General features: G+C 59.6%; 13 protein-coding genes. 11 read left to right on the top strand and 2 right to left on the bottom strand.

The annotated features are described in order from the left end of the window. Positions 1-31: 31 nt before the first annotated feature. The 3 genes from parE (at position 32) to PV407_RS00870 (ending at position 5,404) form a co-directional block, all read left to right on the top strand. Positions 32-2,107 carry a DNA topoisomerase IV subunit B gene (gene parE / locus PV407_RS00880; protein WP_332087960.1) on the top strand — a complete coding sequence of 692 codons (2,076 nt, stop codon included), beginning with the start codon at positions 32-34 and terminating at the stop codon, positions 2,105-2,107. A gap of 43 nt (positions 2,108-2,150) precedes the next feature. Continuing rightward, entirely contained in the window at positions 2,151-4,595 is a 2,445-nt protein-coding gene (gene gyrA, locus PV407_RS00875) for a DNA gyrase subunit A (RefSeq protein WP_332087959.1), read from the top strand. Between the two features lie 404 nt (positions 4,596-4,999). Further along, positions 5,000-5,404 carry a MarR family winged helix-turn-helix transcriptional regulator gene (locus PV407_RS00870; protein ID WP_332087958.1) on the top strand — a complete coding sequence of 135 codons (405 nt, stop codon included), beginning with the start codon at positions 5,000-5,002 and terminating at the stop codon, positions 5,402-5,404. Positions 5,405-5,470: 66 nt separating this feature from the next. Here PV407_RS00870 and PV407_RS00865 read toward each other — a convergent pair whose 3' ends face one another. Beyond that, entirely contained in the window at positions 5,471-6,337 is an 867-nt protein-coding gene (locus PV407_RS00865; protein WP_332088204.1) for a class I SAM-dependent methyltransferase, read from the bottom strand. 146 nt (positions 6,338-6,483) lie between these two features. Between PV407_RS00865 and PV407_RS00860 the strand changes: the two genes are divergently transcribed. The 3 genes from PV407_RS00860 (at position 6,484) to PV407_RS00850 (ending at position 9,287) form a co-directional block, all read left to right on the top strand. Continuing rightward, positions 6,484-7,104: a phosphatase PAP2 family protein gene (locus PV407_RS00860; protein ID WP_332087957.1), complete on the top strand. Its 621-nt coding sequence runs from the start codon at positions 6,484-6,486 to the stop codon at positions 7,102-7,104. Positions 7,105-7,206: 102 nt separating this feature from the next. Further along, positions 7,207-7,911, top strand: a complete 705-nt coding sequence (locus PV407_RS00855; protein WP_332087956.1) for a response regulator transcription factor — start codon at positions 7,207-7,209, stop codon at positions 7,909-7,911. Beyond that, positions 7,908-9,287, top strand: coding sequence for a sensor histidine kinase (locus tag PV407_RS00850; RefSeq protein WP_332087955.1), 1,380 nt, complete (start codon positions 7,908-7,910; stop codon positions 9,285-9,287). Before PV407_RS00855 ends, PV407_RS00850 begins: the two co-directional genes overlap by 4 nt. 85 nt (positions 9,288-9,372) lie before the next feature. On the opposite strand, the gene PV407_RS00845 is transcribed toward PV407_RS00850, so the two are convergent. Then, complete coding sequence (locus tag PV407_RS00845) at positions 9,373-9,876, bottom strand: C40 family peptidase (protein ID WP_442951613.1); 504 nt, start codon at positions 9,874-9,876, stop codon at positions 9,373-9,375. A gap of 215 nt (positions 9,877-10,091) precedes the next feature. On the opposite strand from PV407_RS00845, the gene PV407_RS00840 reads away from it, so the two are divergent. The 5 genes from PV407_RS00840 to PV407_RS00820 all read left to right on the top strand — a co-directional run bounded on the left by PV407_RS00840 (position 10,092) and on the right by PV407_RS00820 (position 14,751). Next, positions 10,092-10,715 (top strand): serine/threonine protein kinase, encoded by a 624-nt coding sequence (locus tag PV407_RS00840; RefSeq protein WP_332087953.1) that lies wholly within the window; start codon positions 10,092-10,094, stop codon positions 10,713-10,715. 55 nt (positions 10,716-10,770) lie between these two features. Next, entirely contained in the window at positions 10,771-11,523 is a 753-nt protein-coding gene (map, locus tag PV407_RS00835) for a type I methionyl aminopeptidase (RefSeq protein ID WP_332087952.1), read from the top strand. Between the two features lie 142 nt (positions 11,524-11,665). Further along, a complete protein-coding gene (locus PV407_RS00830) occupies positions 11,666-12,454 on the top strand; it encodes a DUF4184 family protein (protein ID WP_332087951.1) in 789 nt (262 codons plus the stop codon). 304 nt (positions 12,455-12,758) lie between these two features. After that, on the top strand, positions 12,759-13,859 hold the full coding sequence (locus PV407_RS00825) for an alcohol dehydrogenase catalytic domain-containing protein (protein WP_332087950.1): 1,101 nt from the start codon (positions 12,759-12,761) through the stop codon (positions 13,857-13,859). 49 nt (positions 13,860-13,908) lie between these two features. After that, positions 13,909-14,751 carry a glycerophosphodiester phosphodiesterase gene (locus PV407_RS00820; RefSeq protein WP_332087949.1) on the top strand — a complete coding sequence of 281 codons (843 nt, stop codon included), beginning with the start codon at positions 13,909-13,911 and terminating at the stop codon, positions 14,749-14,751. The last annotated feature ends 186 nt before the right edge of the window (positions 14,752-14,937 follow it).

Raw genomic sequence — 14,937 nt, 5'->3', positions numbered from 1 at the left:
AAATTCGTTTTCGTAACAGGGGGCACGCGGATTGGCAGAGCAGCTGGACTTGTTTTCGGGACCTTCCTTATCAGACGGCAAAAAAACGGCGAGTCCGCCATCCGGTGGCAAAGGGGCCGGCGCCGGGACCGGCGAACGGCAGGCGGCCGCTTCGGCGCAGCCGAGCGGCGGAACGGCGGCCGGGTACGGCGCCGACGACATTCAAGTACTGGAAGGCTTGACGGCCGTCCGCAAACGGCCGGGCATGTATATCGGCAGCACGAGCGCATCGGGCCTTCATCACCTCGTCTGGGAAATCGTCGACAACGCGGTCGACGAGCATCTCGCCAAATATTGCACGAAAATCGACGTCATCATACATAAAGACCAATCGATCACCGTTCGCGACAACGGCCGGGGAATACCTACCGGGATGCACAAGACGGGCGTTCCGACTCCCCAGGTCGTCTTCACGATGCTCCACGCCGGAGGCAAGTTCGGCGGAAACGGGTACAAAAAATCGGGCGGCCTGCACGGCGTCGGCGCCTCGGTAACGAACGCCTTGTCGGAGTGGCTCGAGGTGGAAATATGGCAGGACGGCAAGACGCACCGGCAGCGGTTCGAATATTGGGTGGACGCGGACGGCAAGGAGCATGTCGGCGAGCCGGTGACCGGGCTCGAAGTGCTCGGCAACACGAACCGGACCGGCTCGCGCATTACGTTCAAGCCGGACAAGCGCGTGTTCCAGAGCGGCACGACGATCAACTACGATACGCTGTCGGAACGGCTGCAGGAAATCGCCTTCCTCAACTCGGGGCTGAAAATTACGCTCAAGGACGAGCGCTCGGACAACGAAGAAACGTTCGAGTACGAAGGCGGCACGAAGCAGTTCGTCCAGTTTTTGAACGAAGACAAGACGGTGCTGCACGACGTCATCCACTTTATCGCGGAGAAAGACGACATCGAGGTCGAGGTGGCGTTCCAATATAACGACGGCTATACCGAGACGATCGCCTCGTTCGTCAACTCGATTCCGACCCGCGGAGGCGGAACCCACGAAACGGGGTTTAAGACCGCTTACACGCGCGTGATGAACGAATACGCGCGCAAAGCCGGCCTGCTCAAGGAAAAAGACAAAAACCTCGAAGGCGTCGATTTGCGCGAAGGCATGATGACCGTCATCAACATTAAAATGGGCGATGTCGAATTCGTCGGCCAAACGAAAGACCAGCTCGGCAGCGCCTCGGCGCGCAGCGCGGTCGACGCGGTCGTCTCCGAGAAAATGTCCGTCTTTCTCGAAGAAAATCCGCAGGTCGCGCAATTGCTGCTGAAAAAGGCGGTACAGTCGGCGAAAGCGCGCGAAGCGGCCCGCAAGGCGCGCGAAGAAGTGCGCAACGGCAAAAAAGGGAAGAGCGAAAGCTCGAACCTCGGCGGCAAGCTGACGCCGGCGCAGTCGAAAGATTATATGCGCAACGAGCTGTTCATCGTCGAAGGCGACTCGGCGGGAGGCTCGGCCAAGCAGGGGCGCGATTCGCGCCACCAGGCGATTTTGCCGCTGAAAGGGAAGCCGATGAACCCGGAGAAGGCGAAGCTCGCCGACATTTTGAAAAACGACGAGTATAAAGCGATCATCACCGCGATCGGAGCGGGGGTCGGCTCGGAGTTCGAAATCGACGAAATCAATTACGGCAAAGTGATCATCATGACCGACGCCGACACGGACGGCGCGCACATTCAGGTGCTGCTGCTGACGTTTTTTTACCGGTACATGAAGCCGCTCATCGATGCGGGCCGCGTCTATATCGCCCAGCCGCCGCTTTACAAGGTGACGAAAAAATCGGGCAAAAATACGACGGTCAAATACGCCTTCTCCGACGAGCAGCTCGGCGCGATCATGAAGGAGCTGGGCAAATCGGTCGAGCTGCAGCGCTACAAAGGGCTCGGCGAAATGAACCCCGAGCAGCTGTGGGAAACGACGATGGACCCCGAGGCGCGCGTGCTGCTGCAGGTGCAGATCGAGGACGCCGCCAAGGCGGAACGGCGGGTTTCGACGCTGATGGGCGACAAAGTCGATCCGCGCAAACGGTGGATTATCGAGAACGTCGATTTTACGGAGCTCGCGGAGTAGCTCGTACCCGCGAGTCCGAACCCTATACTGAGGTGACTTGAGCTTGAGCGTATCGGAGCAGCATTTGCCTGCGTTTCTGGAAGAAGTGGTGGGAGACCGATTCGGACGCTATTCCAAATATATTATCCAAGACCGGGCGATCCCCGACGTCCGCGACGGCCTTAAGCCGGTGCAGCGCCGCATATTGTACGCGATGTACGAATCCGGCAACACGCCGGATAAGCCGTACCGCAAGTCGGCGAAGACGGTCGGGGACGTCATGGGCAATTACCATCCGCACGGCGACGCTTCGATTTACGACGGCATGGTGCGGATGGCCCAGCCGTGGAAAATGGCGCACGTCCTCATCGACGGACACGGCAACTGGGGCTCGATGGACGACGACCCGCCCGCGGCGATGCGGTATACGGAAGCGAAGCTGTCGAGCATCGCGATGGAGCTGCTGCGGGACATCGACAAGCGGACCGTGCTGTTCAAGGACAACTTCGACAATACGGCGAAGGAGCCGGTCGTTCTTCCGTCGCGCTACCCGAATTTGCTCGTCAACGGCGTCAGCGGCATCAGCGCCGGCTTCGCGACCGAAATTCCGCCGCATAATTTGCGCGAAGTGATCGATGCGTGCATCGCCCTGATCGACAACGCGGACATTACGGTCGAGCAGCTGATGCAGGTCGTCAAAGGGCCGGATTTCCCGACCGGCGGCATCATCATGGGCGAGGAAGGCATCCGCGAAGCGTACCGGACCGGCAAAGGCCGCATTTATTTGCGCGCCCGGACGGCCATCGAGGACATGAAGGGCGGCCGCCAGCAAATCGTCATCAGCGAAATCCCGTACCAGGTCGTCAAGTCGAAGCTGGTGACGGCGATCGAGATGATCCGCATCGAGAAGAAGGTCGAAGGCATCGCGGAAGTGCGCGACGAAAGCGGCCGCGGCGGACTGCGCATCGTGATCGAGCTGAAGAAGGACGCCGACGCGCAGGGCATTTTGACGTATTTGCTGAAAAAGACCGACATGCAGGTGGCGTACAGCTTCAACATGGTCGCCATCGTCAACAAGACGCCGAAGCAGTTCGGCATCAAAGGGCTGCTGGAGGCGTACGTCGAGCATCAGAAAGACGTCGTCACCCGCCGCTCGCAGTACGAGCTGGAGAAGGCGGAGGATCGCGCCCACATTTTGGAAGGGCTCGCGAAGGCGCTGAATATTTTGGACGAAGTGATCGCCACGATCAAGGCGTCGAAAAACCGCCAGGACGCGCAAAAAAACCTCGTCGACCGATTCGGCTTTACGGAACGGCAGGCCGACGCGATCTTGACGCTTCAGCTGTACCGGCTGACGAACCTGGAAATTACGTCGATCGAGAAAGAATTGAAGGACATCCGGAAAACGATCGCCTATTTGCGCGGCATTTTGTCCAGCCAGGCGAAGCTGATGGGCGTCATCAAGGAAGAAATGCGCGACATCCGCGACCGGTTCGGCATCGACCGGCGATCGACGATCCAGGAGGAAGTCGAAGAGCTGAAGGTGAACCTGGAAGTGATGGTCACGCCGGAGGACGTGCTCGTCACGCTGTCGCACGACGGCTATTTGAAGCGGACGAGCATGCTGTCGTACACCCGCTCGGGAGGCGAGATCGAAAGCTCCGGCGTGAAGGAGAACGACTTTATCCGGCATCTGCTCGAGGTGAACACGATCGACAACCTGCTTCTGTTTACGCAGAAAGGTTTGTCGTTCCTGCTTCCCGTCCACCAAATTCCGGAGTTCAAATGGAAAGAGAACGGAACGCCGATCGTCAACGTCATCCCGATCGCCAAGGAAGACCGCATCGTCAGCGTCATCCCGATCAAAACGTTCGACGAGCCCGGCAAGTCGCTCGTTTTCGTGACGAAGCGCGGCCAGGTGAAGCGGACCGAGCTGAAGGAGTACCAGACGAACCGGTCGACGGGGCTTGTCGCGATCAAGCTCGGCGACCAGGACGATGTGGTCGACGTTCGCCTGAGCGACAACACGAAAGAAATTTTGCTCGTTACGAAGCTCGGGATGAGCATCCGGTTCAAGGAAATGGAAGTGAACCCGATGGGCCGGGCGGCCGGGGGCGTACGGGGCATTCAGCTGCGGGACGAGGACGAGGTGGTCGCCGCCGAGTGGGTCGAAGGCGAGGAAGGCGAAGTTTGGGTCGTTTCCGATTACGGCTATGCGAAAAGCTCGCTGCTGCTCGATTATCCGGTGCAGGGGCGCGGCGGCAAAGGGATCATCACGTTCGAATTCAAGGAAGGCAAGCGCGTCAAGCCGAACGGAACGGCGCTGCAGGAAGCGTTTTTCGTCAAGCATGCGCTGCGCCTGACCGCCGTCATGAAGAGCGGCGCGCAGCATACGTTCACGACGGAGGAAGCGCCGATCGAAGACCGCAAATCGCCGGGCAAGCCGATCGTCCCGCTGGCGAAAGGCGATACCGTCCTCGCGATCGTCAAGCGGCCCGCACCGGTTTAAGGGGCCGGCGCGGTTGATCGCCATAAGATACACGCCCGCCGCGGCGCCGCAGGCCGGTCCGAACCCGGCCCGCTCAGCCGCGCGGGCTTTTTTGCTTGCGCCGGTACGATCAGGCTGGCTGCTGCACTGGCTGGCTCCGCATCCTCCGCGGCTGCACGTTGGCTGCGGATTGGGTTTCTTAGCGGTCTTCGCGCCCTGTCGTCAACTTCCGCACAGGCTGTTTTGCAATTTATGTTGAAACGTATCGGATCGTTAAACCGGCCCCCGCATTGTGTTGCAAAATATTAATAGGATTAACCTTTAATCCGACATGCGCGATTGTTATAATAGAAACCAAGAGCGACGCTCGTCTCAGGGCAACGATGCCCGTTTGGTTCCAAAGCTTTTTACGGGAGGTGATCGGGTTGTATTCCAATCAATTCGCGAAACTGTGGAGCAAAATCAGCAAAGATTTGAAGTCGCACATGGAATCGGAGCTTGCGCCCGCGTTGACGGAAGGGCAGCTCAACGTGCTGGAGCTATTGTCGACGCAGGACCGGATGAAGCCTTCGGACTTGCTCGAATTTCTGAATACGACGCCTGCGGCGGTAACGACGCTGCTCGACCGGATGGAAAAAAACGAGCTGATCGTGCGGCAGCGCGACGAGAACGACCGCCGCATCGTCTGGATCATTCCGACGGAGAAAGGGAAAGCGGAGTGCGAGCGGGGCGTCGCGATTCGCGAAGCGTTCATCCATTCGCAACTGGACCGCATTTCTTCGCACAATCAGCAGCTGCTCCTCTACCTGCTCGGCAAAGTGGCGGGCTGACCGCCCGGTCTACATAAAAACGAAGCGCAGAGATCGCTCTCTGCGCTTCGTTTTGGCTTCGGCCGCTTATTCGCTTTCCCAGCGGCTCAATATGCCGGCGGGCAGAAACAATCCCGAGGACGTTATCGGCAGGCCGATTTCGCCGCACGTAATCGTGCCGCCGTATTTGCGTCCGATCGTCATCGCCAACAGGTTGTGCATCACCGTAGGCGACAATCCGGTCGTATACGAATTGATCAGCATAAACAAAGGGTTGTCCGTCAAAATGCCGGCGCAAAACTCGACGAACGGGTACAAATTCGTTTCCAGCTTCCACGTTTCCCCGTTCGGTCCGCGTCCGTACGAAGGCGGGTCCATAATGATGGCGTCGTACTTGTTGCCGCGCCGCTGCTCGCGCTGGACGAACTTGAACACGTCGTCGGTGATGAACCGGACGGGCCGGCTTCCGAGCCCGGACAGCTGCAAGTTTTCTTTCGCCCACTGAACGACGCCCTTCGACGCGTCGACGTGGCATACTTCGGCTCCGCTGCTGGCGCAAGCGACCGTGGCGCCTCCCGTGTAGGCGAACAGATTGAGCACTTTGACCGGCCGGCCGGCCGCGGCGATTTTGTCCATCATCCACCGCCAATTGACCGCCTGCTCGGGAAACAGTCCGGTATGCTTGAAGCCGGTCGGCTTGATATAAAACGACAGCTTGTCGTAGCCGATCACCCAGCGCTCGGGCAGCTCCCGCTTCATTTCCCAATGTCCGCCACCCGACGAGCTGCGGTGATAATGCGCGGCCGCCTGCTTCCAAGCTCCCGTTTCTTTGCGGATCGGCCATATGATTTGCGGGTCGGGCCGCCGCAGAACGACGTCTCCCCATCGTTCCAGCTTGTCGCCGTCTCCGGTATCGATCAATTCGTAGTCTTTCCAGTCGCTGGCGTAAAACATTCGCTCTAATCCTTCCTTCGTGTCGGTATCCATTCTATTCTACATGCTCCCGCACCGGATATCCACTTTTATGCAACGAAATGTATTCAACCGTTCCGGTTTATGGTAGCATAAATTTGGCATGATTCGTCGGGAGGGGCTGTATGATGCGAAAGTTACCATATGCAGCGGGCGTCGTCGCGCTGCTCGCCGCATTCGCCTGGCTGGCTTGGACGGTCAAAGGCGGCGGACCGACCGCCTTCGACGACGCGGTCGGGAGCCGGCTGCGAGGGCTGCGCTCGGACGGGCTGACAGCCTTTTTCGAGGCGCTGTCGCCGCTCGTGTCGACGACCGTTTTCGCCGTTTTGCTCGTGCTGTTCGCGGCGCTGTTCGCCTTCGTTTTCAAAAAGCGGCTCGAGCCGCTGCTGCTGATCCTGAACCTGGCCGTCGCCTTCGGCTTGTACAAAGGGCTGAAAAGCGTCTTCGAGCGTCCGCGTCCGAGCGCCGACGCGCTTATCCACGCGAGCGGCTCCAGCTTTCCGAGCGGCAATGCGCTCATGTCGGCTTCGTTTTACGGCCTGGTCGCGTATTTGCTGTACCGCCAGCTGAAAAGAAGCGCTCCCGGACTCGCTTGGACGATCGCCCTGCTCGGGATCGCGCTCGTACTGCTGATCGGCGTAAGCCGCGTTTATTTGGGCGTTCATTATCCGACCGACATTTTGGCCGGGTACGCCGTGGGCGGAGCCTGGACGATCGTTTGCGCCGCGCTGGCCGCCAAACGCGCTTGATCGGAGCGGCGCCGCGCCGCGAATGAGGACCATAAGCGACGGGCTATACTAAAAGGGTACCCCAAACGAATTTTACTTACGATTTCCGTCGCGGAGGACCTAATGAGCGGTAAAGTGCTGCTGGTGGAGGACGAGCGCAAAATCGCCCGCGTACTCGAGCTGGAGCTTCGCCACGAAGGCTACGAGGTGACGCTCGCCGAGAACGGTCCGGACGGACTGGAGCTTGCGCTCGGGGACGACTGGGACGTCATTCTGCTTAACATTATGCTGCCCGGGATAACGGGACTCGAAGTGCTGCGGCGAATCCGCGAGACGAACCGGACGGTCCCGATCATTTTGTTGACCGCGCGCGATACGGTTCCCGACAAAGTGACCGGGCTCGACCTCGGCGCCAACGATTATTTGACGAAGCCGTTCGCGATCGAAGAGCTGATGGCGCGCATACGCGGTTTGATTCGCACGTCCAAGCTGCTGTCCGGCGACGACGAAAGCGTATACCAGGTCGACGATCTGAAGCTGGACGCCAAATCGCGTTCCGTCGAGCGGGAAGGCGTTGCGATCGACCTGACGCCGCGCGAATTCGAGCTGCTGCTCTTCTTCATGAAGCATCCCGGCGTCGTGCTGTCGCGGGAGCAAATTTTGTCCGACGTCTGGGGCTACGATTTTGCCGGCGATACGAACCTGGTCGACGTGTACGTCCGGTATTTGCGCCAAAAAATCGACGAAGGGTTCAAGACGAAGCTGATTCAGACGAGCCGGGGCGTCGGCTACTACTTGAAAGGGATCGCCGGAGACAAGCCGACATGAGCTTGCGCATCCGTCTTATGGCGCTGTCCTCGGCATGGCTCGTCTTTATCCTCGTCTTGTTCAGCACGCTGCTTTACTCGTTTATCGCCTCCACGACCGTCAAAAGCGAAAAAGAGCTTCTGTTCGGCAAGGCGCAGTCGATACTCGAGAACAAAAAAGTTCATAACCCCCGCAGCTGGAGCGATACGGACCTGCTTGACGAATTTCTCGTCAGCGACGAAATGATCCGCATCATCGGCATGGACGGCCTGGTCAAGCTGGAGCTGCAGAGCAACGAAATATTGGTCGTCGAGCCGCCGCACATTACGACCCGCGAAAGCTATTCGATCAAACGAATCGATCAGACGCGCTACTTGTACGTGCAGGTGCCGATTATGGCCGGCAGCGATCAGATCGGCGTGCTCGAAATCGCCCGCAAGCTGACGAAATGGAGCTTGTACATCAACGTCCTGACGACGGCGCTCGTGCTCATGTCGATCGGGGCGGTCGTCATTTCGGCGCTCGGCAGCCTGTTTTATTCCAACTTCCTGTTCCAGCCGCTGCGCCAGCTCAATTCGACGATGCAGCTCATTCAGCAAAGCGGGACGTTCCGCAAGCTCGATGACGCATTCACGGCGAGAGGCGACGAGCTGGGCAAGCTCGGCGTCACGTTCAACGAGATGATTTCCCGGTTGGAGGAAATGGTTCGGAAGCAGAAACGGTTCGTGGCCGACGCGTCGCACGAGCTGCGGACGCCGCTGACGATTATCGAAAGCTATGCCGGCATGCTGAAACGGTGGGGGAGCGAAGACCCGGAGCTGCGAAAAGAAGCGATCGAGGCGATTATGGAGGAGTCGAACCGGTTAAAAGGTCTTGTAGGCTCGCTCATGCAGCTTGCGGAGTCGGAGCAGGAGGATTGGCTGAAAACGGATCCGGTCGAGCTCATGGCCATCATCCGCTCGGCGGCCTCGCAAATGCAAGTCGCCTTCAACCGGACGATCCGCGTCGAAAGCCGGCACGATGCCGTTCCGATTACCGGCGACACCGAGAAGCTGAAGCAGCTGCTCATCATTTTGCTCGACAATGCGATCAAATACAGCTCCAAGCCGATCCGCATTCGCGTCGGCGTTCAGGACGATTTGGTTCGGGTGAAGGTGATCGACCAGGGCATCGGCATGGAGGAGAGCACGCTTCCGTTTTTGTTCGACCGGTTTTTCCGCACCGACCTGGCCCGCACGCGGCAAACCGGCGGGTTCGGACTCGGGCTGTCGATCGCGAAGAGCATCGTCGAGCGGCACGGGGGCGCCATCCGGATCGAAAGCCGCGAAGGGCGGGGCACGACCGTCATCGTTACGCTGCCGCGTTCGTCCGACTCGCCGCTGGATGAAAAAGGATGAAACATTTTCGCGCCGAAAAGCGTATGATAGGCAAACAGCCCTTCCTTTCGGAAGGGCGCTGCAAACTGTATGGAGCCGGCTCTCGTTACAGGACGCGGCGAGCCGTCATATAGTGGGATTTCCAGTACGACGAGTTCAGGTTGGACGTCGTGACGCCGATTCCTTTTTTGTACGTGTGCAAAATTTTGCCGTTGCCCATGTAGATCGCTACATGTCCGACGTTGCCTTTGCCCGTACGGCTTGTCCAGAAAAAGACGAGATCGCCCTTTTTCAAATTGCTTTTGGAGACGTACGTGCCGACTTTGGCTTGCTGTCTGGACGTGCGAGGCAGCGAAATGCCTTGCTTTTTGTACAAATATTGGACGAAGGAAGAGCAGTCGAACGCGCTCGTTCGTCCCGACTTCGCCCCGAACACGTACGGGGTGCCCCGGTACTTGAGACCCGTCGAAATGATTTTGTCCGCGCGCGTAGCGGATATGGAAACGGTTTCGGCATGAGCCGGCGTCGACATGAAGCCGAGGTTACCGGACAGCGCGATCGTCAGTGCAACCGTAGCGCCGATAACGGGCTTGTACCATTTGGTTTTCAGTTGTTTCAACATTAGAACCTCCTGATGTCTGATCTGGGTTGATTTGGCGTCTGCCTACAAACAAGTATAGCAGAGTAAAATATGGATATTAATTACAGAAAACGGGCAAAGCCTACAGCCGCAACGGTTGCGGCGCTTTTATTAAAATAACATTAAAAAATGTCGGCAACGCGCGTCCGGCGCGGCTGGAAGTGGGTGGCGGGGTGCAATCCTACATGAAAAGGGTGCGCGGCGAGCTGCTGCCGCACCTTGCGATTCAAAGCGAAGACCCGCACGAGCCCGTGAAAGTGCTGCACGTTCCGAAGCCGTGGAAGCTGATCGGTGCCGGGAACTACGCGGCCGTCGTCATGCACCCGGACGAACCCGACAAAGTGGTGAAAGTGTACGCGGAAGGCAGGCCGGGGCTGGAGGACGAGATCGCGGTATACCGCAGGCTGGGGCGGCATCCGGCTTTTTCGGAATGCTACGGGAGCGGGGATTCGTTTCTCGTGCTGAAGCGGCTCGCCGGCGTTACGATTTACGAATGCTTACGGCGGGGCATACGCATCCCCGAACGGGTGATCGAAGATATCGACGGAGCGCTGAAGTACGCCCGGGAGCGGGGGCTCAACCCGCACGACGTACACGGCAAAAACGTCATGATGATCGACGGGCGCGGCGTCGTCGTGGACGTCTCCGACTTTTTGAAAAACGAGCCGTGCTGCATGTGGGACGATTTCAAAAAATCGTATTACGCGCTGTACAAGCCGGTGCTGCTGCGGTTCACGTTCCCGATCCCGAACGCGCTGCTCAACCTGATGCGCAAAGCGTACCGGCTCGTGCGAAAAAGAGAGTCGTAACCGCGGCTGCTTCGCCGCTATCGAATCATTGGAGAGAAGAAGGAGGACGGAAAGCTTGACGATCGAAAACGAAAAAGATTGGGAAGGGCTGCGCCGGATCGGCCGGATCGTGGCGCAGGCGCGGGATACGATGATTCGCCGCCTCGAGGCGGGAATGACGACGAAGGAGCTGGACGAAATCGGGGAAGCGGTGCTTCGCGAACACGGAGCGATCCCGGCGCCGAGCAAGGAGTACGGGTTTCCGGGAGCAACGTGCATCAGCATCAACGATGTCGCCGCGCACGGCATTCCGGGCGGCCGGAAAATTCGTCCCGGCGATATCGTCAACGTCGACGTGTCCGCCGAGCTGGACGGCTACTATGCCGATACCGGCGCAACCGTCTTCGTGGAAGGCGGCACGAAGGATGCGGAGCTGAAGCGGCGGCTCGTGGACAGCTCGCGCAAGGCGCTCGCGGCGGGCATTGCCGAAGCGCGCAGCGGAGCCAAGCTGAACCGGATCGGCAAAGCGATCGAGCGGGAAGCCCGCTCGTGCGGATTCGCGGTCATTCGCAATTTGGCGGGCCACGGCATCGGCAGGAAGCTGCACGAAGAACCCGGCGACATTACGAATTTCGAAAACAAGCGGGATTCCCGGCTGCTCCGTAACGGAGCGGTGCTTGCGATCGAATCGTTTTTGTCGACGGGCGCCGAGTATGTCGACGAGGAGGCGGACGGATGGACGATTCGAACGCCGGACCGCAGCCTGGTTGCGCAATTCGAGCATACGGTCGTCGTGACGAAAGAAGGCCCGGTCGTTTTGACCGTTTGACAAACGGAATCGTCCGCTGATACAATTTGTATCGGCGGATCTTTTTTTGCGCCGAAACCGTTCGCCCGGCACGAAGGCGGACCGAACGCGCTTGAACGACGAACAAGCTGCCGCATAAAGGGGTCTCGATTGGAGGTGACCTGTGCCCTATACGCCCGCACACCCGATTACGGCGATCGCTCTGATCAAGCTGTTTCCGAACAAATTCAACAAAACCGGTCTCGTGCTCGGCACGATGGCCCCCGATTTGCAAAATTTCGTCGCGCTTCGCCCGACCGATACCGATTTCGGCCATTCCGCGCTCGGCATGCTCACGCTCGGACTTCCCGCCTCGATCTTGCTCGCGTTCGCTTTTCACCGTCTCGCGCTGCCGGCTTTCGCCGCCTATGCGCCCGCGCCGCTGAATCGGATCGCCGGCAAGTACGCGCGGCGAGGCTGGCGCGTGTCCGGCTTCCGGGGATGGGCGACGCTCCTCGTCTCGATCGGACTCGGCATGTACAGCCACCTGTTTCTGGACGGGTTCTCGCATCGGGGCGGCTTGATGTACCCGTTCGCGACCGGAGCGGTCGGGTGGCTGTTCCCCGGCGTTCGCTCGCCCGCCGCGCTGCTGCAATTCGGCCTGTCGATCGTCGGGATCGCCGTCGAGCTGGCCATGCTGGCCGTTTTGGCGTACCGCGGACGAACGGAGCCTGCGGAATCGCAGGGCGAGCCGGCGTTCGCCAAAGGGACGTTTTGGCTGATCGTCGCGGCCGCGGCCGTTACGGTAACGGCGCTCGGTCTGCTGATGCACCGGTTTCCCCATTATCGCTACACCCTTTTCGTTATCCCGGTCGCTCCGATTTCGGGAGCCGTCGCAGGGCTGCTCGCCGCGTCTGCGCTTCATGCGGTTTGCCTGCGCGTCAAAAAACGGGCGGCCGCGAAAACGCGATAGCCGTCTTGCTTTGCGAAGGTGCGTACGGAAAACGCGCCGGTTGCTGTCCCCGCTGCCGCGGCTGCGCGGCAGTCGGGGGCTTTTTTTTTCGCCTGCCGGACGTTTGTGCGGCAAATGCGCATGATGCCTATAAAATCGGACAAGCGAATTCAAAATATTTTTATTATATGTTCGTATTGACAACGATTTCGTCGTGGTCGATAATAAAAACGAACGCAAACGAGCGAAAATGAACATACGTATGCCGCATTTCGGGCGTTCGCCGACATCTTGCGTACTTTACCGGGAAGGGTGTGCCCTAACATTGAAAGCGGAAGCATCGACGTACACGGTCGGCTCCAGAAATTACAGGCTGCTTCGGCCGCGCGAATTGACCGATGTCGTTCTGGAACGCGACGTTCGGGAAGGCGAGGTCGTCGTGGAGCCGACGCTGGCCAGCATTTGCCACGCGGATTTGCGCTACTATACGGGTCAGCGGCGAGCGGAGGCGCTGGCGCGCAAACTGCCGCTCACGCTTATTCACGAAGGGATCGGCCGAATCGTGTCGAGCCGGTCGGCGGAAATCGGGCCGGGGGCGCGCGTTACGATCGTCCCGAACATTCCGGGCTTTTTGCGGGATCGCGTGCCTCCCGAGCAATGCTGCCCGGCTTGCCGCGGCGAGCCCGGGGAAAATTATTGCCATAACGGCCGGTTTCTCGGCAGCAGCATGGACGGCATCGCCCAGCACCGGCTGGTCGTTCCGGCGGAATGCGCCCTTCCGATTCCGGACGGGGTGCCGGACGAGATCGCCGTCTTGGCGGAGCTGTGCTCGGTCTCGTACCGGGCGATATCCGGCGTCCGGGACCGTATCGACGCCGGCGCGAGCGTCGCCGTTTTCGGCGACGGGCCGGTCGGCTATTTCACGGCGGCCGTGCTTCACCACGTTTTCGGTCTGCAGCGCGACCGGCTGCTCGTCTTCGGGGCGATTGCCGACAAGCTCGGCCAGTTCGAGTTCGCGAGCCGGGCGTTGGTGCACGATTACGATTTCGCGTCCGCCGACGGAACGGACATCGCGATCGAATGCACGGGCGGCCGGTTCAGCGAGAGCGCGATCAACCAGGCGATCGATCTGCTGAAGCCGGGAGGAGCTTTGATTTTGATGGGCGTGACCGAGGAACGTGTCCCGATCAATACGAGGGACGTGCTGGAGAAAGGCGCGACGCTGCTCGGCTCGAGCCGCAGCTCCCGGTCCGATTTCGCCGCCGTGCTGCAAGCGATGAAAGCGCCCGCCTTCCAGCAAACGCTGCGGCGCATATTGCCCGACCGCCTTACGCCCGTCCGTTCGGTCGAGGATTACCGGGCGGCGCTCGAGGAAACGGCGGAGCATCGCGGGTGGAAGAAGACGGTCATGCAATTTCATTGGTAGGCGGCTGCCTGCGCGCACTTATCATTCTTTTCGACGGGAGAGGGCTAAGTTGGCGAAACGAAGCGACAACATTTATTGGCAAGCGCATCGCGGCGGCGGCGCGTACGAAGCGCCGGACAACACGATGGGCGCGAACCGGTACGCCTGGAGCCTGGGCGGCATTCCGGAAGCGGACATCCGGACGACCCGGGACGGCGTCATCGTCTGTCTGCACGACAGCACGCCGGCAAGAACGACGACCGCTCCCGACGCGGTGAAGGACCGGCCGATCTCCGATTTCGACTTCGCGGAAACCGCCGAATGGGACGCGGGCGTCAAGTTCGACGCCAAATTCGCCGGCGAGCGGATTCCGTCCGTCGAGCAGCTGTTCGCCGACATGCAGGGGCGGCCGGAGCGTTTGGTTTATTTGGATTTGAAAAGCGTCGATTTGGAGCAGCTCGGCCGATTGATCGACCGGTACGGCGTGAACGGGCAAGTCATTTTCACGCACAACGTTCAGGCGAATTGCCGGCAGATGAAGTCGATCGCCGCCGGCGTGAGGAGCATGCTGTGGATCGGCGGCAGCGCCGAGCGGATCAAGCGGACGTACGCGGAGCAAGCCCGCGATCTGCGCTTCGACGGGCTCGATCAGGTGCAGCTGCATCTGAACGGCAAACGCGGCGATCCGAACGGCGACGAATGGCCGTACGACCTCGACCCGGAATTCGTGAAGCAGGCGCTCGCCGAGACGAGCGATGCGGGCGTCGACCTGGAAGTGCTGCCGTTTTCGTTCGACGACCGATCGATCCACATGCTGCTCGACTTGGGCGTTCGCTGGTTCGCGACCGACGAGCCGGCGCGTTTTTTGAGCTGCATCCGGTCGTGGCCGTCTTCGAAGGAAACGGTCCGATAGTTGGAATGTCATCGGAAACAAGGAGCCGGAGCGAATCGCGCGTTCCGGTTCCTTGTCGCGTTTTCCGCCGGCTTCGTTCGGTCGGATGATTGCACGTATTTGTTCGATATAGTCGATGTCTTTTTTATTTATGTAAATATATTTACAGATTTAGGAGGCGAGTATACAATATCTAAAGGAATATCG

The sequence above is a fragment of the Paenibacillus sp. GYB003 genome, from assembly GCF_036577625.1.
Lineage (GTDB): Bacteria > Bacillota > Bacilli > Paenibacillales > NBRC-103111 > Paenibacillus_AB.
Note: the sequence above shows the minus strand (reverse complement) of the source record. Positions and strands in the feature narration are given on the sequence as shown.

Excerpts from the sequence above, each read along its gene's own strand:
- PV407_RS00865 (WP_332088204.1), bottom strand. The coding sequence starts at position 6,337 with ATGTTTTACGCCAGCGACTGGAAAGACTACGAATTGATCGATACCGGA.
- PV407_RS00860 (WP_332087957.1), top strand. The coding sequence starts at position 6,484 with ATGCGAAAGTTACCATATGCAGCGGGCGTCGTCGCGCTGCTCGCCGCA.
- PV407_RS00855 (WP_332087956.1), top strand. The coding sequence starts at position 7,207 with ATGAGCGGTAAAGTGCTGCTGGTGGAGGACGAGCGCAAAATCGCCCGC.
- PV407_RS00850 (WP_332087955.1), top strand. The coding sequence starts at position 7,908 with ATGAGCTTGCGCATCCGTCTTATGGCGCTGTCCTCGGCATGGCTCGTC.
- PV407_RS00840 (WP_332087953.1), top strand. The coding sequence starts at position 10,092 with ATGAAAAGGGTGCGCGGCGAGCTGCTGCCGCACCTTGCGATTCAAAGC.